Here is a 20286-nt window from a genome sequence, read left to right as displayed (position 1 = left end):
GGGTCACTGTAGCCGGCGTTCTGCGGGTACTCCAATCCCATCCATTAGGTTTTCTTCCAGTAGATCGAGTCAATGTGCCTTCATGGCCGTGGAAGATTGTAGTGCCGTACTTGATTGTTCAACCCGCATGATTAGAGGCTATCAAAATCTCCGTCGCAATGAAGGCGCTCAACGCGTCTTCAAATAGCAATTTGGGGCGATGTGTTTTTCTATACATATCTCGATCCAACGTTCTGCGATGACCGTCGCGATTCTTCGCACTCAATTACTGATGGTATTTGTCGCGCCGGTTATCGAACGCCGGCGTCGTTCCTTCAAGCACGTCCATCACCGCTTTGTTAAGGTTTGCGCTCTCAATGGCACCGGCCTTGTACTTCAGCGCGAACCGATCTGCGCGGTCGAACTCGGCATGTATGATTTGCTCGGCGTCGCAACACACCGCGAGGTTCGCGTTGTGGGTGACCATGATGATCTGCCGCCGCTCCTTCGCTCGTTGGATAATGGGCACCAACATAGAGTAGACAGTCTGGTTGTCCAGATTCTCCTCGGGTTGGTCAAGGATGAGCGGCGTCGGATCCGTGTCCACCAAAAGATAGAATATCAACAGCAACGCTCCCCGTTGCCCCGGCGACATCTGTTGGATGGTCGTACCCGCAAGACTCAGCGAGAACTTGGCCTCAAGCTGCCGCAAATCGTACAAGTGCTCGTACAGCTGCTCCGCAGTTACCTTGGCTCGTAGGATTTGCTGCAGGGCGGATCCAGGCTGTCCGGCCCCAGTGATCGCCGTGCGAATCGCCCTCATACCGGCGGATACGCTTGTAGCGTCATCGAACTCGATGGTACGGAGCATTCTCAAAAGTTTTTGAGGCCCCTCATCATCGCCGCGGAAGCCGCCGGTGTTTTGCTTGATGAGCGAAAAGAACTTCTCCGCGAAGGCCTGAGGATCGAAGAACAGCCCACTTTGGAAACCAACCCTGAGTTCGGTTGCAACTCCCGGAACAGTTTCTACGAGTTGCTCCACAGGAGCGAAGAGCGGTCGACGGGCATGCGCCACTGCTGTCAACTCAGCGTGGATCATGCGGACCAGCGCATCTTGCTGGCCTTCAAGTTCACTGCAACGATTTGGAATCTCTGCAAGTTCTTGTAGGCGGAACTTGTAAAACGCGATGGTGTCCGCCTCGTCTGCGACGCCGACAAGGGTTTTGACGGCCTTCTCCCATAGTTCGAGGGCAACGACGTACTCCTGGTACGCTTTGTTAGGCAGATCGAGCGTTTGTTGCAGTTGGATTCGCTCTTCTACGAGTGACCCCCGCTCCGTGGCTCGGGCTTGTTCTTCGGCGTTTAGCTGCAGCAAATCCTTATCGAGCTTCTGGACGAGCAGCAGCAGCTCTCCGCGTTTGGTTTGCACCGAGACGAGTTCGGCGAGGTCAACGCCGACGGCCAGAAGTTCGCTTCGCAGCGAATTCTCGGTACGGGTGGCTTGCTGTTCGAACGATTCCAAGCGCTCAGCCACGCTAGCCGTCACGTTGCGCCGCTCGGTCAGCGTGCGCTTGCTTACGTCACCGGTGGTTGATGCTACTTCAAGTAAGGAAAGCCGCTCAGCGATGCTGGTAAGACGCAGCGACTCGGCGCTAGGCGGGGCTAGCGATGCCTCGGCAGGTTGACTGACCTCGGCGGGCTTCTTGGTCTCCAGGTCTCGTAGCTCCAATTCTTTGGAAGCGAGCTTTTCCTTGAGCTCGTTCTCATGTGCCATGCTGGACTGTTGCTCCAGCTCAGCGAGCTGTGAGCCAATCTTCCGAAGGTTGGCGCGGTGCTGTTCTATGCGCTCCTTGGCAGGTTGTTCCTTGGCAGCAAGATACTCATCCAAGTTCTGGTGGCTGCCACGCTCCGCTTGGTCCAAATGAGAGAAGAGCACTTTCCGTATTTCTGCGCCGAACCGGTCGGAGCGCCCCGCTACGTGTTCATTGCACAGCTCCTCAAAGTAGATCTGAGAGATGTACTTGACCCGCTCTGGCAGATCGGCCTTTGCGACCTGGTTGAGGGTCGCTTGGGTCACGTCGCCGTTCCGCCAGGTGAGCGTCGCCTCAAAGGCGCTTGCCCGCTGGGTGTTCCCGCTCTTGAAGCGGTTGTCCACGAGAAATGTAAAGAAGTCGTGTGCCTTCGAGTTGCCCGCCAGCGCTAGCACCTCGGCGAGGCCGCTCTTCCCGGAACCTTTGTTGCCAATGATGGCGACAAGGTCGGGGTTCAGTTCGAGGTCCGTGCCGTCGAACCACTTCTCCTCGGTTTTCGCGTTCGGCTTGGTGGCAAGCTGCAGACGCCGCATAAACAGCCGCCCGTTGCTTTGAACGTAAGCCTTTTTGGGAGGAATCTCGCCAACATAAGACCTAAAGACGGGCTCTTTGATCGCGTGCCGAAGTCCCTGAAAGGTTGGCTCTGCCTTGATCCAAGTCTTCATTCCACTGGGAAACACTCCGTAGGTACCGAAGCTGTGGGCGTCGGTGCCGCGTACGCAAAGGCGTGTCTTCTGATCCAGTGAATCCCAGAAGTTGTCAAAGTACTTTTCGTTCAAGGGCGATTTGACGCCATGGAAGGCCTGTCGGTTACCCTCGTCCTTGCACTCGAAAATGTCTGCGGCCGACCTCAGTCGACGGACTTCCGTGTAATGCGCTACCCAATCGATTTCGCGCAGTCCTCCGTACGTGTCCCACGGCATGAGCAATAGGCCTTGGCCCCCCAGCACTGTCAATGCTGCCTTCAGCGACTCCTGCGTGACCATGGCAGTCTCCCAACCCACCCGCAGCGCATACTCGTCGTCGCTCGCGACCCTCGCGGCATCGTAACTACCTTTGGCCAACCTATCCGGACCTAACTCCCTCGCATGCTGGACGAGGCAGTCGTCGCTCAGGGACCGGTCGCCTTTCTTGAGGTTGACCTTTAGCGCCGCCAGCACATCGTGAAGCGTTTGGGGGCTGACCTTCGGGTCGATCACTAGGTGAACATTTAAGCGCTGGTCAAGCGAGCTCTCGACGCGCAACTCGATGCCGGGGAACACAGTCTTTCCTGCCAACGACGTCGGATGACTCCGAAAGTGATGCACGATTGCCAAATAACCATCGAAGGTCCAATAGTCCATGATGACGAAGACGTCGGGGCTTGCGTTCGCCAATGCTTGGACCATCTGAGAGATCAACTGGTCCCGTGCTGGGCCCTGCAATCCACGCAGTTTCTGCCCTTTCCACTGGTAGGAGGCAGGAGTGTGACAGTGGAAATCCCACAAGCGCCAAATGGATCCTTCAGGTGTTCGATTATTGTTCATTTTTTATGGTCTCACGTTATGTCTGCCTGAGGCAAAAGGGCATCAAAGCACAGTACTTACGGCTGAGCGATGCTTGCGTTATCTGCACCATCGTCCAAGGGTTATCGTTTCTGCCGCGTTCAAGTTGGACTGCGGTGTTCATGGCCGCAGATGCCAACGATACATTGGCGCCAAGTGGCGTTAACGACACGACGCTAGGATTGCTGCATTGCGGATTTCCCTGCAGCCTAAACTGAACTTGAACGGCCGTCTGAGCTGGCACTACATCAACAGCGGGTGATTACGCGCTAAGGGAGGCACATGCCGCAACAATTGGAGGCACCATGTTGAGTTATTCTTCCATGTGGTCTCTTTGATATTTCCACGGCGACGATCGCGTCCAGAAGCAAGTCATCTCGGCGCCTTCATGCCAGAACGAAGGAAAACGTCCAAGTCATCCATTTCAGCATCGAATGCCTCGTCTGCGGTCTCGAACAACTCGGGCGATAACTGGGTGCCACGTTTCAGGGCGTATGCCCGATCAAATGTCCGCAAGATTGTTGCGCGGAGGTAATGATAGTAGAAGCGATTTCTATCCTCGTGGAAATTCAGCTTGCTCAAAATGCCCTGTACGCGGTGGTGCAAGTGAGGGTGCCTGGCCTGGTACACACGAGCGCGACCGTCGACTAGATACATTGACGACAAGGCAGGCGACAAAACGGCCCATCCTTTTGTGCGACGCGTCGCCTCATCGTCGTTGCCAGATAGCAGTATGCGAAAGGCATAATCATCAGCTTCTCGTTCCATCGCAATCGCGGTTGCGAGCGCTCCCGCATCGGTGTCGTTCCGGATTATGGCGTCAAGGTGTCGCTGGGTGACGTGTCCAAACTCATGAAACAGTAGAAACGCAACGGCGCTTTGGAAGATTCCGTTGACCTTCAAGGCATACTCATATTCTTGATCGTCTAATGCGTATCTTGGAGACGGGAATCGGTCTGGCCATGCACGGTAAGTCGTCCGCAACCCCGTTGCCCAATCCAAAAGGGCTGCCGCGCGCTGCGTGAGCGTTGTTTCGAGAAGGATTCGTCCATTGTAGCGGTTCTCCATCCAAGGACGCTGGACCGCTTCTTCGTATAAGACGACCCAGCCGTACACGAACGCCCACATCAACTCGAGCTGTGTAATATGAAGGTGGATACGAGCTGCCTCACCGACTTGTCGGCTAACACTAGGTGTCATAGGCGGCAGTTCGTCGATGATCAAATCGATCTCGGGACTGACAATCCCCTCTGCGGCCGCGTCTTCGAGTAGTTTGACGGCACTCCCATTGGGATTTTCGAATGCGTGCAGCATATTGCCTTGAAGGGCGAGAATAGGGGATCGCATCGCGGGCTCTGGCCAAAATAGTGGAAATTCAGGGTTTTCGTGCAAGGTATGAACGTGGCCGCCGATGGCGTCTATTCACCCTCCGTGAGAATCTACTTGGGCACGCAATGCGAAGCCCCGAATTTTCCTGCATTCTGACGACGCGTGTCGGCTCTTTTTGGCGTGCCCCACCAAAGTTATTTAGCGTTGAGGGTGTAATTTAGCCCTGGTAAAATAACAATACGACCAAAAAACCGACTAAAAACGGGTTTTCGGCTCGCCGCTCGCGCCGCAGCGCATGCCTGAGCAAATCCGCTGGAATTTGGCCGGATTTCGCTTCGAGTTTCTCTCCCTGATCCACTGAAAATGTCCGATGCCGCCAGGCAGGCGTTGCTGCGTGGTTTCTTTTTGCGTTTTAACGGAGCTTCCATGCCTGCCATTACCATTCCAACGACGGTCGAGAGCACCCCGACAACATTCTCACCCGCGTTTCCGTTCGTCGCGCAGACCAACGATTTTGACGACGTCTTCGCATGTGCCGCGATGCTCTCTGGGAAGAAAATCGAAGAAGTGCGGGACATCGCTATCGCAAAGACAAAGCATCCCGCGAGAGGCCCGTACTACCTTGGCGAGACACAGATTGCAGCGCTGCTTGCACAACTAGGGTTCGTCGCGACCGTGTACAAGGAGATTGGTCGTGTGGCTGATATCCCCGACGTCGCTTTCCTGCTGGTCGACTACAACCCCGAAATGGAGGTCGGGCGGCACATCCTTTTCCACCGCGCGAGAAAGGCGTCGCACGCCCCCGGCGCGACCGTCGAATATGCATTGGATCCGGCTTTGTGGTGCAAACCTGCCGACCGGGTTCGTACTAACTTCCAGAGCATCGCCGGTACGTGGGCGATAGGCATCCACGCGATGAACGCCAAAGCCGGGGCCGCCAAGTAATCCCGTCAGCAATTAACTTTTCCCGTCCCGGTTGCAACGAAAGCCAGAGCGTCAAGCCTGGCTTTTCGCGTTCACGGACCCGGTGGTTTCCGGTGGCGGGCTTCTTCCACTACGGAGCATCTTATGTCCTGCACCTGTTCAGCTTCACACAGCCCGAACCAGCCGCCGCAACCCTTGTTTCGGCTCGGGCAGATTGTTGCAACACGCGGGGTACTTGCCCATCTCGAACACCACGGCATTGCAGCCGACCCGTTTCTCAGGCGGCACGCTACCGGCGACTGGGGTGACGTGCCACCCGAAGATGCAAGGTCGAACTGGCTGGCCGTCCGGCATGGCTCGCGCATCCTGTCGAGCTTCGAGGTGAAGGGGCCGCGAATATGGGTCATCACCGAAGCCGACCGCAGCGTGACAACCCTGCTTTTCCCGTCGGAGTATTGACCATGCCGGCCATCCCCACCACCGTCACCATGACCGGAGCCGGGTTCGTGCCAGCGTTCCGACGCGTGCAGCAAAGCGGCGACTTCGATTGCTCGTTCGCGGTAATCGCCATGATCTGTGGCACAACCCTCGAAGCCGTGCGCAATGTTGCAATCGAGCGGTTCAGGCATCCAGTGCACGGTCCTTACTGGATAACCGGCGACTTCATCGCGCGACTGCTCGCGCACTACGGATACGACACGGGCATGTACGAAGAGCCGGCGTCGGTCAGCGAAATACCCGATCTGGCGTTTGCGCTCGTGGATTACGACGATCAAACGAATCTCGGCCGGCACGTGTTGTTCCACCGCGCCCGCGCAAGCCACGATGAAAGCGTCGTGATTTCGTACGTGATCGATCCGGCTTACTGGGTCGGGCCGCAGGACTACGTCAGAACCAGCCTGCCTGAAATTCAATGGTTCCTGGAGGTATATGCCAAGCGGGGCGCATGAAACTGTCCGCGCCAATCGTTTAGTCGTTGCCGCTCTACTTTTTCCTGGCTGGCTTCGGCACTGGCGCGCCGAAGTCGAGCAGCTCGGAGGGCGCTACGCCAAGCGTGTGCGCGAGCACGCAGATATTGATGAGCGCGATGTTGCGCTTGCCCCGTTCGACCTCGCCCAGATATGAGCGGGCGAGGCCGCTTTCAAGGGCAAGGTGTTCCTGCGACCAGTTGAGCTCTTTGCGAAGTTCGATCAGGCGCTTTCCGAACAGCGCAAGCGGGTCGTAATCCATCGGGGATTTCGTATTGAAAGACTCACTAGCGTATGGGTTTGACCTGCTTAGGGACACGCTCTATGATTACCCGCGCTATGAGTGACAATTCAGAGATCAGAACCAGTGCGCGAATGGTCGTGCTGCGGCGGTCCCGGCGGGGCTGGCCGAAACCATATCGTCAGCACGTTATCGGGGAACAATATGAGGATGGATAGGGCACCGCATGACTTCCCGGGGGAAGACTTGCCGTATACCGTGGAAAAGTTGAGACAGCGCGGCATCGTGGCGCGGCTGTTTTATGGGGCAGGTTTAAGGAAGCTTGAAAACGATTATCTGAACCCGAAACACGGGGATGTGCTCGCTTCGCAACGGAGATATCGTCGATACCTCGCGGGAGACAAGCGCATCGTAGCCGAAGCGAGCTGGGCAGCATGGGGGCCCCTGATGGTGGCTGTCGTGACACCCGCACTGTTCGGTGTAACGGCGCTCGTTCTGTTGGCGCATCATGCGCTTGCGCCTTACGCAGCTGTTGTAGATCAAAAGATTTTGGAACTGGCTGGTCGTCACAGCATTCCGACTGTCGCACCAGCGGCCACGCCGCAGGGTTCCTCGCAAAATCAGATGCAGCCCAACGTGGCAACAGGCTCGACAAATGAGCCGGTGAGCAACGCTATGCCACTTACCCGGCAATCGGACGTTGAAGTGCCGCCAGCCACGTCAGCCACGGACGCGAATAACGCAGGAACTGGCGATACGCAGGACTCGGAGATCGGGCAGGACTTGTCCATGAAGCTGCAGGCGCTCCTGGCGCAGGGCGAGCAACAGTTCGACACAGGCCAGTATCAGAATGCTGCGGCAACCACTGAAGCAATCCTGGAAATCGAGCCCGACAACGTTAGCGCTCGACGGCTACATGCTGCTGCGCTCCGAAACGTTGACACCGTGGCAGCAGCCGATGCGACGGAAGCGCGGGGCGTCTCGCCTTCACTGCCAGGGCCGGTAGCGCATTCAGTTCCTTTCTCAACGCGAGGTCCATCGGGCCCGCCGATCGCAGTTTATGGCAATTCCCCGTACGGCCGGCACGTTGGCGGCAAATGACACGTTGCCTGCCAACTCTCCTATACGGCGAGAAAACGCATTCATGAAACGAATCCTTTGTGCATTGGCAGCTTACCTTGCCGTTGTCCATTCGTATGCGGCCCCGCTCGATCACGGCGACCTCGTGACATTCCCGACGCGGGACGGCGTGACGCAGAGCATCTTCGTCGAGTCGTCGTCGTCGAACCCGCCGTGGGTGATCGCCTTGTTCGGCGGCACGCCGGGATCCCTTCATCTGGATGCCACCGGCGCGACGACGCTCAGGGGAAATTTTGTGATCCGCTCGGCACACCACTGGATTGAGCAGGGAGACGCGGTAGCACTGGTCGACACGCCGTCCGATCATCCGAACGGCATCGACGATTCCTTCCGGCTGAGCAAGGAATCGTTCACGGATACGCAAGCGGTCGTGACCGCCCTTCGCCAGCGCTTTCCGAACTCGAAGATTGCACTGGTCAGCACGAGTGCCGGAACCATGTCGGTGGGCAACGCACTAGACCGCGATCGGACGCTCGCCGACGCCTTCGTGTTGACGTCGCCGGTGACCGTTCCCCACAAGGGCAGCCCTAGTCTCGCCAGTCTTGACTTTGAAAGCGTGAAGAGTGAGAACCACCGGGTGCTGATCGTCTCTAACGCCGACGATGGCTGCGTGTCCTCTCCAGCTTTCTCTGGCAAGCGCTTTGCCAAGCGAAGTGACTTCGATTACGTCGAAGTCGAATCATCAGAGGGAGCCGGTGAGCGAGGCGAGCAATGTGGTGCTCATTCGCCGCACGGCTACCTGGGTATCGAACGGCAGGTGCTGGATGACATCAATAACTGGCTGACGGGGCAGCCGGTCGCCGCCAAATAGAAGGACGACTGCGATCCGATACGAACACTGGCGTATTCATTCAACTGCTCGTCGCGGGCTCACCAATCGCGTCGGAAGCTCACTTGCCCGGGTAGCTCGAACTTTCGATTCTGCTGCTTGCGCCCAAAACCCAGATCGACCGCAAAGAGACACCTGTTTCCCGAGCAGGCCTTTTTCAACGTGAATTTTAGCGAATCGCTTCTCCCGAAGTGGTACCGGCGCACCGTTAAAAATGCGTTTCACGAGTCCCGGTTTTAATCCGTGCCGGCGACCAAAGTTTCATTCCAATTCACAACCAATAAAAAGCCAGGGCATTCGCCTTGGCTTTTGCGTTTATGGATTGTTATCGCGTCTGGCCTCCGTACCAGCTTCGTACGCCAGTCCGGAATAAGCGTTACCTTCAGTTTATGAAAAAAAAAGGAAAAATATGCAAAACGAATATTCGCGAGACGAGAAAACACCGCTGCCAGGAGATGGCGCTGCTTGGGCACACTGTATCGCGACCGCAGATGCCAGTCGTGTGCGCGGCCGCTTCGGTTATGCAGCTTGAGGGAGCGAAGGGATGGCAACCTCAACAAGACGATTGATCTATCTATCACAACATGCCGACGCGAGTGTCCTGGCAGCCTTGAGCGAGCGCGGCTGGACCGTTGACGTGGCTGAGTCGGGCCGCAATGCAGTGCGCGCGGCCCGTTCGACTCCGATGGCGGCGGGGCTTCTTGATCTTGCCGACGGTAGTCAACCGCACGACATCGCCGGAGTTGAATCCGCTCTTGCACGTCCAAGCGTCTGCTGGATCGCCATCGTTGCACCTGGACAAATAGAAGAGCCGTCACTCAGACGGCTGGTTCGTGACTACTGTTTCGACTACTTCACGATTCCTGTCGACCCGGCGCGCGTCGCCTCCGCGGTTGGCCACGCGTGGGGCATGGCTTTTTTAACCGACGCTGTTACAGGTAGTTTGTCGAATTCAGCGACGCCCGCTAGTGAAGGCGAAATGGTGGGTTCGTGCGAGGCCATGATTGCACTGTTCCGCTCGATCCGGAAAGTCGCGACAACGGACGCACCGGTTTTCATCTCGGGCGAGTCAGGCACCGGCAAGGAACTGACCGCCGTCGCGATTCATGAACGCTCCCGACGTCGCGAAAAACCTTGCGTTGCAATTAACTGCGGCGCAATTCCACCCCACCTCATGCAGTCGGAACTCTTCGGCTACGAGAAGGGGGCATTTACTGGCGCCAGCCAGCGCAAGATCGGCCGGGTCGAGGCCGCCAACGGCGGCACGCTGTTTCTTGACGAAATCGGAGACTTGCCTCTGGAAAGCCAGGCGAGCCTGCTTCGGTTCCTGCAGGAACAGAAGGTTGAGCGCTTGGGGTCGAAGCCGAACCTCAAGCAGATGCATCACGACGCGCGGCAGAACGTGAGCGCGAGCTTGGTCGACGAGGTGCTTGAGAAGGAAATTCGCGGTGCCAGCAAGCTGACCGAGGGCGCGCGCGGCGCGGGCGCGAAAGTGAATTTGCTGCCTGCGCGCCCTGCGGATATCGAGGACGATGGCGAGTTCCACTACGCCGTGCTGGGCCCAAAGGCTGCATCGAACGGCAAGCCGAGCGCGGAGGCGCGGCGCTTCATCGACGAAACCACCGGCCCCGACAAGCCGCGCGCCCAGAACCGCAATGCCGTGGTACTGGCCGTGCCGTCCGGTGACGGGATCGAAGTTGCTCGAGAGAAAGTGCGCGACCTGTTGGGCTGGGAAAAGGTGCGCGAAATGCTGAAGGAGCGCACCGACATTGACACAGCGGCAACGACCCGTCTCGAAGGCAATCTGCGCGCGGCTCGCGGCGAGATGGTGTCGCAGATCGTGATGGCGTATTGCATCGCCGTCACGGTGAACGACTCCAATGACGTGGCGGCTTACCGAATCAACGTCGACAACGATCCGCTGTTCGCCAAGATGGCGGCCGACAAGCGGCTGCGTATCGAGAGTACGGCAGTGAATGCCGAGGCACTGCTGCCCGGCGGCCCGTTCGATCTGTGGGCTGCGGGCGACAAGGCGCGCTTCGTGAAAGATTTAGTCGGCGCGTTCGCAGCCACTGCCAGGCTGCCGAAGATGCTCAACCGCTCGGCGATTCTGGAAACTCTGCTGCAAGGCTGCGAAGCGGGCGATTTTGTGTTGCGCGTGACGCGGGCCGACAAGTCGGTGCGTACGTTCTGGAAGAGTCGGCCCGACGACACGGCGACTCAGGATTCCAGTCTGGAAGTGGCGCTGTCGGATGCCGCGGCCCTGATGGAGCTGGATGCGGCGCTCCTTGCACCGGGCATCCTGAACGGTCTGTGGAAAACAGACGCGATCACGTTGGCGGACATCAGCGAGTACTTCTCCGGCAAGCACTTCGTGGAAGTTGACAAAGGCGGCTACACCGAGAACGTGCTGATTCCGGCAGCCGAACCGTTGGCCATTGCGGCTGCGGTGGCGGGAGCGGTGAAATCGAATCGCGTCTGGCTGGTCAACGGCACCATCAGCGTGTTGGGTGAGGACGTCCCGGCCGGATTCGTAAGCGAGTCGGCGCAACTGCTTGCGCCGCCGCCGACGTTCTCCAGCGTCGATCTGCTGCAAGATCAGCTTCCTGCGGCGTGGTCTGGCGGACAAAGCACGGTACATCTGATCCACGGCGCTCTTTCGGCCAATTTCGGCAAGCCTCTGCCATGGGCACGTACATTTCAGGCGCTCGACGAGGCATTCCGTTTGGGCCTGATCGAGCGCACCCTCGATTCGGCATCGTGGCCTTGCGATATGGGCGGGGCATCGGCGATCAAGATTCGTGTCAGCAAGAACGGGGTGAAGCCGCCCTCATTGCCGAAGCTCAACGGTTCGAAGGCTGCGAGTGCCGATCTTCAGACTCACGAGGTCCAGGACCTTGCCGACAACATCGACGCATTGCGTGAGGCGACGGCGGGACAAGCACTTCGCATCCGCGTGACCGTGGAGATTGGTGATGGAAGCCAAGTCGAGCAATCTGTGATCGACAAGGTGAACGTGGTGCTTGCGCAGATCAAGGTGGGTTGGATGGCTGAGTAGCGTTTAGCCAGATACAAAAGCGGCGAGGATAGAGGGCGGCTATTTGCATTCAAGTGCAGCCGTCCACAGCCATTGCAAGCTTTGCGTGTAACGGCTTAAAGTTGAGGGAGCAGGCGAAGCAGAAATGGTTCAGTCGTGGTGGATTCGCCTGGGGATCGACAACGGTCCGGCCAGCGTGGTGAGAATAGGTGGTAGACGTTAAAGATTCGGAAACCGATTCAAGGAGCTCCGTATGGCGTCTAACCAAGGGGGAATAAGCCACACACGGGCAGAACGATGTGGGACATCGTTGGGGATCTGCTGAAGAACCCCGTCGTTCTCGCAGTCGTTCTTCTGCTGATCGTCGTTGCGGCGATCATGCTCGTCCGGGGCGTTTGGGCCATCTCGTACGACAAAGAAAAGGGTTGGACGTTTTGCACCAGCGGTTGCGCGAGAGAAGGCGTGCTGGCGGCACAAAAAGAAAAGGGCCGCCTTCTGGCGGCCCTGCTGCTAGTCGCGGCCTATGAAGCCATCGACGTACTGCGAGTGATGTTCATCGCACAGAGGCCCAGCGTCCGTCTCGTACTCGGCAGGCTCGTCGCAGAACTCGCAGGTCTGGCTGCGCAAACGCGCCTCAGACTGACAATCAGGACACATCGGGTTACGCGGGTTGAACTCGTCGTCGATCCGTTCGAAATCCGCCTCGCCCGTTTCGCACCCGCATACGCGACACTGCGCTTCCTCGGCTTCCTCGGCTTCCTCGGCTTCCTCGGCTTCGTCGGGCTCGGCTTGATGGTCCGGGTGATCACACATGGCTGTCACCCTTGGTGAAGCGACTGAAGAACGCTGCGGCGCGATCCGCTTCGCTCGGGAACCAATCGGGGAAGTACGTGCGCGCGAGAGCCTGATACTTGTCGTCGAGACCGTGCAGCATCACCATAAAGGCTGGCACGGGGCCGCCTTGCGTCATCACCACCGTCATGGTCATCGAACGCTGCACCTCGCCAATGGTGTGCTTTGCGTCCGGGTAGCCACCTTGCATCGCAAGTAGCGACGCCTGAATGGCGCTCAGGTGCTCACCCTGAGCGAGCAGGAGGCGGCCCAGCGCTTCGAGTGCCTGCGGATGCGCATTCTCATGCGCCTGGAGCAGCAGTTCAACGCTGCGCTTGCTCAAGCCTCGCTGCGTAAAGCACAACAACAGCGCTGCGAGGTATTGCGAGTGAACGTGGCCGCTACCCGCCAGCTCGAGCATCTCGTCAATCACCTGACGGCTGGCCGCGATCTCGTGCCCGCGCACGACTTCACGCGCGCCGGATTGCCGCCAGCTCTCCATCGGCATCACGTACAGGATGCCGTCAAAAGCCACATTGAAGCGCTCGACAACCGCCTCGCGCAACTCAGCCACGAGGTCATTGTGGCTGATGCCAAAGCGCTTGCGCGTGTAATGATCGTACATCTGCTGTTTCGACAGTTCGCTGCCTTCGAATTCGACGAGCGCCTTCGCACGCAGGTCCTTCAACGTCTCCGCGCGGGACACGGGAAGGTCGTCGACGGTGAGCAAGAGCGTATCCGTTACCCAGCTGGCTTTCTCAAGTATGCCTTCTCGATCCATCTTTTCGACTTCGAAGGGCGACGTGGGCAGCAGCAGCGGACGGCGGAACGGGGGGCGCGATTTGGCGGAATCTGAAGATACGTCACAGCCCGAGGGACGCGAGACGTCCTCGGTGAAGTCATCTTTTTTGTTCAGGAACACGCGGCGCACGTCGTACGTGCGGCCAAGCGCGGTAAGGCGGTATGAGTTTCGTTCAGACATTTGCACAGTCCTCGTTCTGGTTCAGGACATGCCGGCCACCCCACACCCTTTCCCGTGACTAGGAAATGAGCAAAAAAACCATCATCTTGATCGGCAAGAGCCGATCTACCGCAGCCAATGTGACGCTCGATGGAATTACGTGGCCGGAATTTATCGAGCGAACCGGAGGTCGAACCGGTGGGCAAATGTAACGAATCTCGGCGGCGAGGTCAACCGGCTGAGCGCGCCTCGCGCAACACCGCTGGCGAAAACAGCAGGGCAGCAGCGCGGGCGCCGCGCAGCGAAAAGCGCCGCAACCCTCCACCCCGCCGCGTACTAATGCCGCCAGCCGCCCCGAACAAAAGAAAAGGCCTTGGCCATTGCGGCAGGCGCGTCGAAGCGCGCGGAGGACCGCTGTTACATTTGGCTAAGCCATCGTTTCGTTACGGCTTTGTCGAATTACGCCACAGTTTCGACACACGACTTGTCTGGGTTTCAGCCGTGGCGCTGGCGTTTAGCCAAATGCAACACCGCCATCAACTACCGCCAAGCGGCAACCTTCCGTCTCTGGGGGGGGCTTTCTCAGGCGCATACAAGCGTACTTGCAAAACTTCATCTTTTTGACCGTGCTTTCCCTCGCCTCGGGCGCGAGGGCGTTGGACTAATTACCCCGCTGAGGTCATTCGCCGAGCATTGACACACAACATATTTGATGTGTACTATTCCTCTATGTCACCTAGTCCCATTATTTCCAGCGATCGGCAGGCCCGCGAGGTCTCCGCTGTAATAGAGCAAATAAGTTACGCACTGTCCTCAGAACAGGTCTTGAAGTCCATCGTTGAAGGATTGCCGCGTGAGGTTATTGACGGTGTGCGCCGATCGTTGACCTCCGAAAAGCGGGAGTTGTCTGAAATGCTCGACGCCTATCACAGGGCGAAGAACGGGGATTTTGAGCTTCTGAGACAGCGAGCAGAAAACGATCCGGGTGAACTGTTGATAGTCGCCCGCATAACAAAAGGATGGTCGCAAAAAGACCTGGCAAGACAGCTCGGGCTTCGCGAGCAGGCGATTCAGCGATATGAAGTTGACCGTTATCGCAGCATCAGTCTTGCCGGGTACATAAGAGTTGCGCGAGCGCTATCACTACGCATGTCGGCAGATTTTTGTTCGCCTTCGAGCACGGACTGGATGCCGTCCTTCGAAGTGACACAAGCCGAAGCCCAAAAGGTCCTAAAGCACGCACGAGCCAACGGTTGGTTGCAAAGTGATGCTTCTGATGAAAACGGCATCAGCCAGCTTGTCCGATACGTCGCCGAACACGTAGAAATGCATGGTACGCCGTCTTTGCTGCGGACCGGGTTAAATGTCGAGGACCATTCCGAAGATTGGTCTCTATTGTCCTGGAAAGCGCAAATCACGCGTCGAGCAAAGGCAATCATCGAGCGGGATAAACTCAAGTATCGTCCGCTTGATGTTTCTTGGTTAGTGGATTTGGTCCGTCTTAGCAAGCTAGATGATGGTCCGCTAAGGGCTCAGGAGTTACTCAAGCAGCATGGAATTGTCCTGATTGCAGAGCCGCACATAACCGGTATGAAGGTAGATGGCGCAGCTTTTCTGGTCGATGATATTCCTGTAATCGGCATGACCTTGTTGCGAGACTTTCTGGACAACTTTTGGTTTACGCTGATGCACGAAGTCGCCCACGTGATCTTGCATTACAGAACGGGCTTGGCTGCGGGTTTTTTTGACGATGTCGAAGCGACTCAGGTCGATGAGTTGGAAGATGAAGCCAACAAGTTTGCGGCTAATATGCTGATTCCGGAAGAAGTCTGGTCGCGTTCTCCGGCGCGCATTGCCAAAACCGCTGACCCGATCGAACGTTTTGCGGATCAACTAGGTATTTCGCCCGCGATCGTTTTTGGTCGAATACGGCTTGAACGGAAAAACTACACCCTATTCTCGGACAAGATCGGCCGGGGCAAGGTACGCAAGCAACTTCTCTCGTAACTCCCGGAGGCGGTCGATGGGCGGATTAGATAAAGTTCTTTATTCACCAGCCTTGCGTATGAAGGCGGGCGAACTAGGCGGCGTTCGAGAGCTTGCGTCAGATGTCGCTGCGTACATCTTGCCTCGTTTTATCGTGCCGCCACTGGCAGAGCGGGACGATACCCATCCCGAATTGTTTGCTTCGGATGAAGCTGCTCAAGTTGGCGCCGTCCCTGACGTCGGGGCAATACTTGCGCGTCATTGGTGCGACCGCCGCGCCTTTATTGACTTAACCCACCTGATCGACGAGTGCGGCAGAGACAGTCTTGCCATCTGGCTGCCCAAGGTATTTACCCGTGCACGAAGCATGCACGTTCAGGGCATCCCCATGGCTATGCTGAGCGATCTCGGGGTAGCAGAAATCGAAGGCTTCAAAGCCGCGATAAACCCCGGCGACTCGCTAAAGTTTGGAATCTGTGTGCGTTCCGGCGACATGGTGGGACCAGGGTTTGGCGTAGCTCTGACCATAGCCTTGGAGCGTTTAGGCTTAAAAGTGAACGACTGCGCGATAATCGCCGACTTCTTTGATTCCGACTTTTCCCTGCCGGAACATGTGGCTCCCATTATCGGTGGGGCGCTTGAATTGCTGCAAGACCTTGGTCCGTGGCAGCAGATCATCTTCCAGGGCACGTACTACCCCGAAAAGAATCCAGCAGATCACGGCTCAAGTATGCTCTGGCCACGCAACGAGTGGGCCGCTTGGCGGCAGGCGGTGAAGTTTGACCCCGCAACAGCCGAACATATGATATTCGGCGATTACGCAGCCGACTGCGCGAAGATGGTATTTGGGGGCAGCGGCGCGGCTGCCATTCGACACTATCGCTACACCACCGAGACCGCATGGTTGGTCGAGCGCGGAGCCAAGTCGGGCTCCGACAAAGAGATTATGCAAGATGTCTGCAGCAGGATCGTGGCTAGTGGTCATTTCGCAGAGGCCGACTTTTCCACTGCGGACGCGTACATCTATGCTACAGCCAAGGGCCTAGAGGGGCCTGGAAACTCGACAACGTGGCGGCAAATCAACACGACGCACCATATAACGCGAGTTGTCGTGGACGTGGCGAAGGTGCGGGGCATCGCCATCACTCGGCGGCCGGCCGGGCCGGTCGCCTCGCAATTGACCTTATTGCCACTGTAGCCTGCATTCTTACTGGTACTAGTCGCTACGACGGCCTTGAAGGTTAGAAGGCGAGCGCGGCGTGATGCGCTGAAGGCACGGAGCGTGTCTTGAAATAACGAACCGTTAATCTGGACGAGAAAGTAGCATCAGACATCCCCGCGTCAGATCGAGGAGTCGATGCGATCGTCTTGGCCAGTTGACGCTCTCCTCGTCGTGTCCAATCCAACTCGCGAGTGGTAATAGGGGAATTGATGTCAACTACGGATAGCTATCAGGACCCCGATCCCGGAAAGACCTACATCAGCCCGCGGCTCGATTCGTTTTCCGACCCAGCCCGCAAGGTGCGTATCGCAACGAAGTTGATTGAGCAGCCGACGACATATGCCTTCGCACAAGTCAAAGACGAACTCGTACTTAGGCATAAAGAAGACGCGAAAACTTGCATAACCGCCAAGTTCTTCGAGGACGATCGCGGAATTTTCGTACTCAGCATTCAGGGCTACACTGTTGCAACGGATAAACCTCACAACGCTAGTTTTTCGTTCGTCGGTGATGAGATCGGGAAGTTGATTGAATTTATCAACCACGTCCAGTCTGTGCCGCTTAAGAGCAGCGGATCCATGAAAATCACGGACGACGATCTTCGTCGCATTGTACTGTCAAGTATCCAGGCACAGGCGCTCGTTCAGGACAATCAAGAATTGTTCGCGGAGGTGATCCGCTCGGCAGTGACGAAAGAGGATGTCGTGGCCGTTGGTTATCGTAAGCGTCAGTTGCAAGTTTTCCAGAAGCTGCTTGAGGATGAGAGTTATTTCGAAGAGGTCAAAACCAAGAAGCAATGTACTAGCGAGGCCGTTTGGCAAAAGTTCTTCGAGAAGAATCCTTGGATATTTGGATATGGATTGAGCTATATCCACCTCTCCGCCCTTGACGATAAGAAGCTCGAACAGGTCGTTCACGGTCACACGGTTTCGGAACACGGTAAGCGCGTAGACGCGCTTCTCCGAAGTCGCGGAGTTATTTCAAGCTTGTGCTTCGTCGAGATCAAGACGCAGAAGACCGCGTTACTTAACGCGCAACCCTACCGGGCTGGCTGCTGGGCACCATCGGCTGAACTCGCGGGTGCCGTCTCGCAGGTCCAAGGTACGGTTGCGTTGGCCACGGAGTCTATAAGGTCAAAACTCTCACTCACCGACGGCATAGGAAATCCGACGGGGGAGGAAGCGTTTAACTATATGCCGAAGTCCTTCCTCGTAGTCGGCAGTCTTCATGAGTTCTCCGGTGAGCACGGTGTGAACCAGGAACGCTATCGCTCGTTTGAACTATATCGGCGCAACACCAATAGTCCGGAAATCATCACTTTCGATGAGCTGTATGAGCGCGCGCGATTCATTGTCGGGCAGAATGAAGTATAGGCGATGGCGCTATTGTCGCTTGGTCCGCAAGTGCGGGTTGGCACTAAGCGTAGCGATCTGATTCCATCCGCACTAAGTGCGTCGGCGACCAAAGAGCACTGCCCAGATCCCTCTCCTATGTAACGCGTCGGGCGAGGCCTGCGTTGCCGCGAAGCATTTGCGAAATGCAGCGTGAGAGTCTAAGGACGTGTCGAGCGGACTACATTGATGCTCGCGCGAGCTGGTTCAAAACGGAATTGATCGATGCAAATGCTGTGATCAGTAGGCGACCTTGAACGTGGGTGAGTCCTCCGGCCTCTGCTTGCGCCGGTCGTACAGGCGGGTGGTGGCGATGTTCGCGTGACCGAGCCATTCCTGGACCTTCGCAATGTCGGCCTCGTGGTCGAGCGCATTCGTCGCAGCAGTCGCCCGCAGGCTATGCACGCCGAAACCTTCGACGGCGATCTTTGCGTGCACAGCCCACGCTAGCACGCATTTATAGACCCCATCGGCCGTGATCGCGGTGCCAGTCTTTCGGATGGGTTGAAAGAGCGGCGCATCCGGCACAGTGTCATGCCCTGCCGATTCGAGGTAGGTATGCAAGCGTTCGGCACTGGCCGGGTGCAGCGGCACGTAGCGCAGCTTGCTTCCCTTGCCATGAATTCGCAGATGCGGCGTGCCGCGCCGGTCGTGAATGTCGCGAACTTTGAGCAAACACAGCTCTTCGCGGCGCAGGCCGTGGTACAGCAGCACGGCGAGCATGGCGCGGTCGCGTTTGCCCTTCAGCGTGACCGGGTCGGGCGCGTCCAGCAGTGCGCGGGCCTGATGGTCGCCGAGTGCTGGCGTCTTGCCTTCGTTGCCATTGTTCTTCGGGCGTTTGACGCCTGCGACCGGGTTCAGCGAAACCGCGTTGCGCTCGCACAGATAGTCAAACAGGGATGACAGAGCAGCCAGCTTTCGCCGTATCGTCGCTCCAGACAGTTGGCGGGCTTCGAGGTGCTTGCGCCACGCGAGCACGTGCGCGCGCGTGACGGTACGGAATTCGTCTGGCCGTGCGATGCCGATGAAGGCCATGAAGTCGCGCAGGTCAACCTGGTAGGCGCGACGCGTGCGAGGATTGTCCAGGTTGCCAAACCATTCCGCCTCGGGCGGCACGTTCGCGAGCTGGTGGAATTCGGCAGCGGTCAGTTGTCGCCTGTCGGTGCGCGCGATGGGCATCAGTCTGTTCGGCACGGTATCTCCGGAGAAGGGCCGGGTAGGCCGTGCGCGCAAATCAGCGGTGAAATCGAAGCTTTGACGGTAGCTGATGCCGAAAGTGCGCCGCAATTCGTGGCACACGGCAACTATTGATAACCGATTTTATCAATAGCTGTTGAGTGCCGGTTTAATGAATAACTTTGGTAATATCGCGCATTTAATCTATCGGTGCATGGCAATTGCATGATTGCCGACTATGCGTCCGATATCCGGCAATTCCCGTTTTAGAAGCGAGCGTTTCAGAAGCTCGCTGCACCGTCTGCGGGTAACGGGTGTTCAGGCTGCGCGCTTGCGAGTCAGGGCAGCTTTATTCGCCTTCTTCTTTGCGACTGGCGCGGACTTGGGTGCTGGAGCTTTCTTCGCGCGCGGTTCAGTGGGTGGAATCACGCGCTTTGCATCGGAGGCAGTTTCCAATGCCTTGGCGAACTGAGCCCATGTATACGTGTGGGCGTTGACCTTATTCCCTTTCGGCCACCATTCGACCGAACCCTTGCTGAACACCAATTGCCCGATTTTCGTATTCTTGGTGCTCCAGACGGTGAGGCTATGATCGACCTTGCCGATGTCAATCTCTGCTACGCCCAGTTTTACGACAGCCATATGGTCTCCCTATGTGAAATCGCTGGAAAGTATCTCACACGTGAAGGCGCAAATCACATGGGGCGGGTGGAGGCGCTACGCCGCTACACAGGGCCGGTGTCGTGTCGCGAGGTCGGCCCGATAGCATGCGGAAATGCCGCTACAACGCTACAGAGGCGCTGGCAGGGCGGCAGAACAACGGTTCGAAAGGCGTTTTGGCCGCTACAGCGCTGCAGGTTCGCCGGTTTCCCCCGGCGTCGTTTTAGCCGCTACAACGCTACAGGCGGCACGAAAGC

15 protein-coding genes and 1 pseudogene are annotated in these 20286 nt (G+C 57.4%); 10 read left to right on the top strand and 6 right to left on the bottom strand.

The genetic code is table 11. From position 1 onward, the window contains the following. Positions 1 to 265 precede the first annotated feature (265 nt). Together B0G83_RS14350 and B0G83_RS14345 are read right to left on the bottom strand one after the other, a co-directional pair. The gene (locus tag B0G83_RS14350; RefSeq protein ID WP_374954911.1) at positions 266 to 3316 is read right to left on the bottom strand and encodes a TrlF family AAA-like ATPase; all 3051 of its coding nucleotides are present in this window, start codon (positions 3314 to 3316) and stop codon (positions 266 to 268) included. Between the two features lie 390 nt (positions 3317 to 3706). Next, on the bottom strand, positions 3707 to 4681 hold the full coding sequence (locus B0G83_RS14345; RefSeq protein ID WP_105508038.1) for a phage exclusion protein Lit family protein: 975 nt from the start codon (positions 4679 to 4681) through the stop codon (positions 3707 to 3709). A 345-nt stretch (positions 4682 to 5026) separates the two neighbouring features. Here B0G83_RS14345 and B0G83_RS14340 point away from each other — a divergent pair, with 345 nt between their 5' ends. The 3 genes from B0G83_RS14340 (at position 5027) to B0G83_RS14330 (ending at position 6537) form a co-directional block, all read left to right on the top strand. Continuing rightward, positions 5027 to 5608 carry a hypothetical protein gene (locus tag B0G83_RS14340; RefSeq protein ID WP_258167891.1) on the top strand — a complete coding sequence of 194 codons (582 nt, stop codon included), beginning with the start codon at positions 5027 to 5029 and terminating at the stop codon, positions 5606 to 5608. Between the two features lie 123 nt (positions 5609 to 5731). Next, the gene (locus B0G83_RS14335) at positions 5732 to 6046 is read left to right on the top strand and encodes a hypothetical protein (protein WP_105508037.1); all 315 of its coding nucleotides are present in this window, start codon (positions 5732 to 5734) and stop codon (positions 6044 to 6046) included. Between the two features lie 2 nt (positions 6047 to 6048). Continuing rightward, complete coding sequence (locus B0G83_RS14330) at positions 6049 to 6537, top strand: hypothetical protein (RefSeq protein ID WP_105508036.1); 489 nt, start codon at positions 6049 to 6051, stop codon at positions 6535 to 6537. Positions 6538 to 6571: 34 nt separating this feature from the next. Here B0G83_RS14330 and B0G83_RS14325 read toward each other — a convergent pair whose 3' ends face one another. After that, positions 6572 to 6817: a helix-turn-helix domain-containing protein gene (locus tag B0G83_RS14325; RefSeq protein WP_105508035.1), complete on the bottom strand. Its 246-nt coding sequence runs from the start codon at positions 6815 to 6817 to the stop codon at positions 6572 to 6574. 237 nt (positions 6818 to 7054) lie between these two features. On the opposite strand from B0G83_RS14325, the gene B0G83_RS14320 reads away from it, so the two are divergent. From B0G83_RS14320 to B0G83_RS38620, 4 genes and pseudogenes are all read left to right on the top strand, one after another. Then, positions 7055 to 7897, top strand: coding sequence for a hypothetical protein (locus tag B0G83_RS14320; protein WP_146120231.1), 843 nt, complete (start codon positions 7055 to 7057; stop codon positions 7895 to 7897). A gap of 43 nt (positions 7898 to 7940) precedes the next feature. Next, the gene (locus B0G83_RS14315; protein WP_146120230.1) at positions 7941 to 8747 is read left to right on the top strand and encodes a hypothetical protein; all 807 of its coding nucleotides are present in this window, start codon (positions 7941 to 7943) and stop codon (positions 8745 to 8747) included. Positions 8748 to 9309: 562 nt separating this feature from the next. Next, positions 9310 to 10125, top strand: a pseudogene (locus B0G83_RS39125) (sigma-54-dependent transcriptional regulator); the annotation flags it as partial. A gap of 1974 nt (positions 10126 to 12099) precedes the next feature. Further along, positions 12100 to 12633, top strand: coding sequence for a hypothetical protein (locus B0G83_RS38620; protein WP_181156857.1), 534 nt, complete (start codon positions 12100 to 12102; stop codon positions 12631 to 12633). Here the strand turns inward: B0G83_RS38620 and B0G83_RS14300 are convergent. After that, a complete protein-coding gene (locus tag B0G83_RS14300; protein ID WP_105508030.1) occupies positions 12608 to 13615 on the bottom strand; it encodes a hypothetical protein in 1008 nt (335 codons plus the stop codon). The genes B0G83_RS38620 and B0G83_RS14300 overlap by 26 nt on opposite strands. Before the next feature lie 804 nt (positions 13616 to 14419). On the opposite strand from B0G83_RS14300, the gene B0G83_RS14295 reads away from it, so the two are divergent. The 3 genes from B0G83_RS14295 to B0G83_RS14285 all read left to right on the top strand — a co-directional run bounded on the left by B0G83_RS14295 (position 14420) and on the right by B0G83_RS14285 (position 18175). Then, a complete protein-coding gene (locus B0G83_RS14295; RefSeq protein ID WP_219849018.1) occupies positions 14420 to 15601 on the top strand; it encodes an XRE family transcriptional regulator in 1182 nt (393 codons plus the stop codon). A gap of 16 nt (positions 15602 to 15617) precedes the next feature. Continuing rightward, complete coding sequence (locus B0G83_RS14290; protein WP_105508028.1) at positions 15618 to 16778, top strand: beta family protein; 1161 nt, start codon at positions 15618 to 15620, stop codon at positions 16776 to 16778. A 233-nt stretch (positions 16779 to 17011) separates the two neighbouring features. Next, on the top strand, positions 17012 to 18175 hold the full coding sequence (locus tag B0G83_RS14285; RefSeq protein WP_105508027.1) for a Shedu immune nuclease family protein: 1164 nt from the start codon (positions 17012 to 17014) through the stop codon (positions 18173 to 18175). 258 nt (positions 18176 to 18433) lie between these two features. Here B0G83_RS14285 and B0G83_RS14280 read toward each other — a convergent pair whose 3' ends face one another. Both B0G83_RS14280 and B0G83_RS14275 read right to left on the bottom strand, forming a co-directional pair. After that, positions 18434 to 19387 carry a tyrosine-type recombinase/integrase gene (locus B0G83_RS14280; protein ID WP_258167890.1) on the bottom strand — a complete coding sequence of 318 codons (954 nt, stop codon included), beginning with the start codon at positions 19385 to 19387 and terminating at the stop codon, positions 18434 to 18436. A gap of 300 nt (positions 19388 to 19687) precedes the next feature. Next, positions 19688 to 20011 (bottom strand): hypothetical protein, encoded by a 324-nt coding sequence (locus tag B0G83_RS14275; protein ID WP_105508026.1) that lies wholly within the window; start codon positions 20009 to 20011, stop codon positions 19688 to 19690. Positions 20012 to 20286 lie beyond the last annotated feature (275 nt).

It is taken from the genome of Paraburkholderia sp. BL21I4N1, assembly GCF_002973525.1.
GTDB lineage: Bacteria > Pseudomonadota > Gammaproteobacteria > Burkholderiales > Burkholderiaceae > Paraburkholderia.
The sequence above is the reverse complement of the archived record's forward strand: the minus strand, read 5'-3'. Positions and strand labels throughout refer to the sequence as shown.

Bases quoted from the DNA above. Each gene is read 5' to 3' on its own strand.
- B0G83_RS14285 (WP_105508027.1), top strand. From the start codon at position 17,012: ATGTCAACTACGGATAGCTATCAGGACCCCGATCCCGGAAAGACCTAC.
- B0G83_RS14300 (WP_105508030.1), bottom strand. From the start codon at position 13,615: ATGTCTGAACGAAACTCATACCGCCTTACCGCGCTTGGCCGCACGTAC.
- B0G83_RS14275 (WP_105508026.1), bottom strand. From the start codon at position 20,011: ATGGCTGTCGTAAAACTGGGCGTAGCAGAGATTGACATCGGCAAGGTC.
- B0G83_RS14315 (WP_146120230.1), top strand. From the start codon at position 7,941: ATGAAACGAATCCTTTGTGCATTGGCAGCTTACCTTGCCGTTGTCCAT.
- B0G83_RS14350 (WP_374954911.1), bottom strand. From the start codon at position 3,316: ATGAACAATAATCGAACACCTGAAGGATCCATTTGGCGCTTGTGGGAT.
- B0G83_RS14290 (WP_105508028.1), top strand. From the start codon at position 15,618: ATGGGCGGATTAGATAAAGTTCTTTATTCACCAGCCTTGCGTATGAAG.
- B0G83_RS38620 (WP_181156857.1), top strand. From the start codon at position 12,100: ATGTGGGACATCGTTGGGGATCTGCTGAAGAACCCCGTCGTTCTCGCA.
- B0G83_RS14345 (WP_105508038.1), bottom strand. From the start codon at position 4,681: ATGCGATCCCCTATTCTCGCCCTTCAAGGCAATATGCTGCACGCATTC.
- B0G83_RS14330 (WP_105508036.1), top strand. From the start codon at position 6,049: ATGCCGGCCATCCCCACCACCGTCACCATGACCGGAGCCGGGTTCGTG.
- B0G83_RS14340 (WP_258167891.1), top strand. From the start codon at position 5,027: ATGTCCGATGCCGCCAGGCAGGCGTTGCTGCGTGGTTTCTTTTTGCGT.
- B0G83_RS14325 (WP_105508035.1), bottom strand. From the start codon at position 6,817: ATGGATTACGACCCGCTTGCGCTGTTCGGAAAGCGCCTGATCGAACTT.
- B0G83_RS14335 (WP_105508037.1), top strand. From the start codon at position 5,732: ATGTCCTGCACCTGTTCAGCTTCACACAGCCCGAACCAGCCGCCGCAA.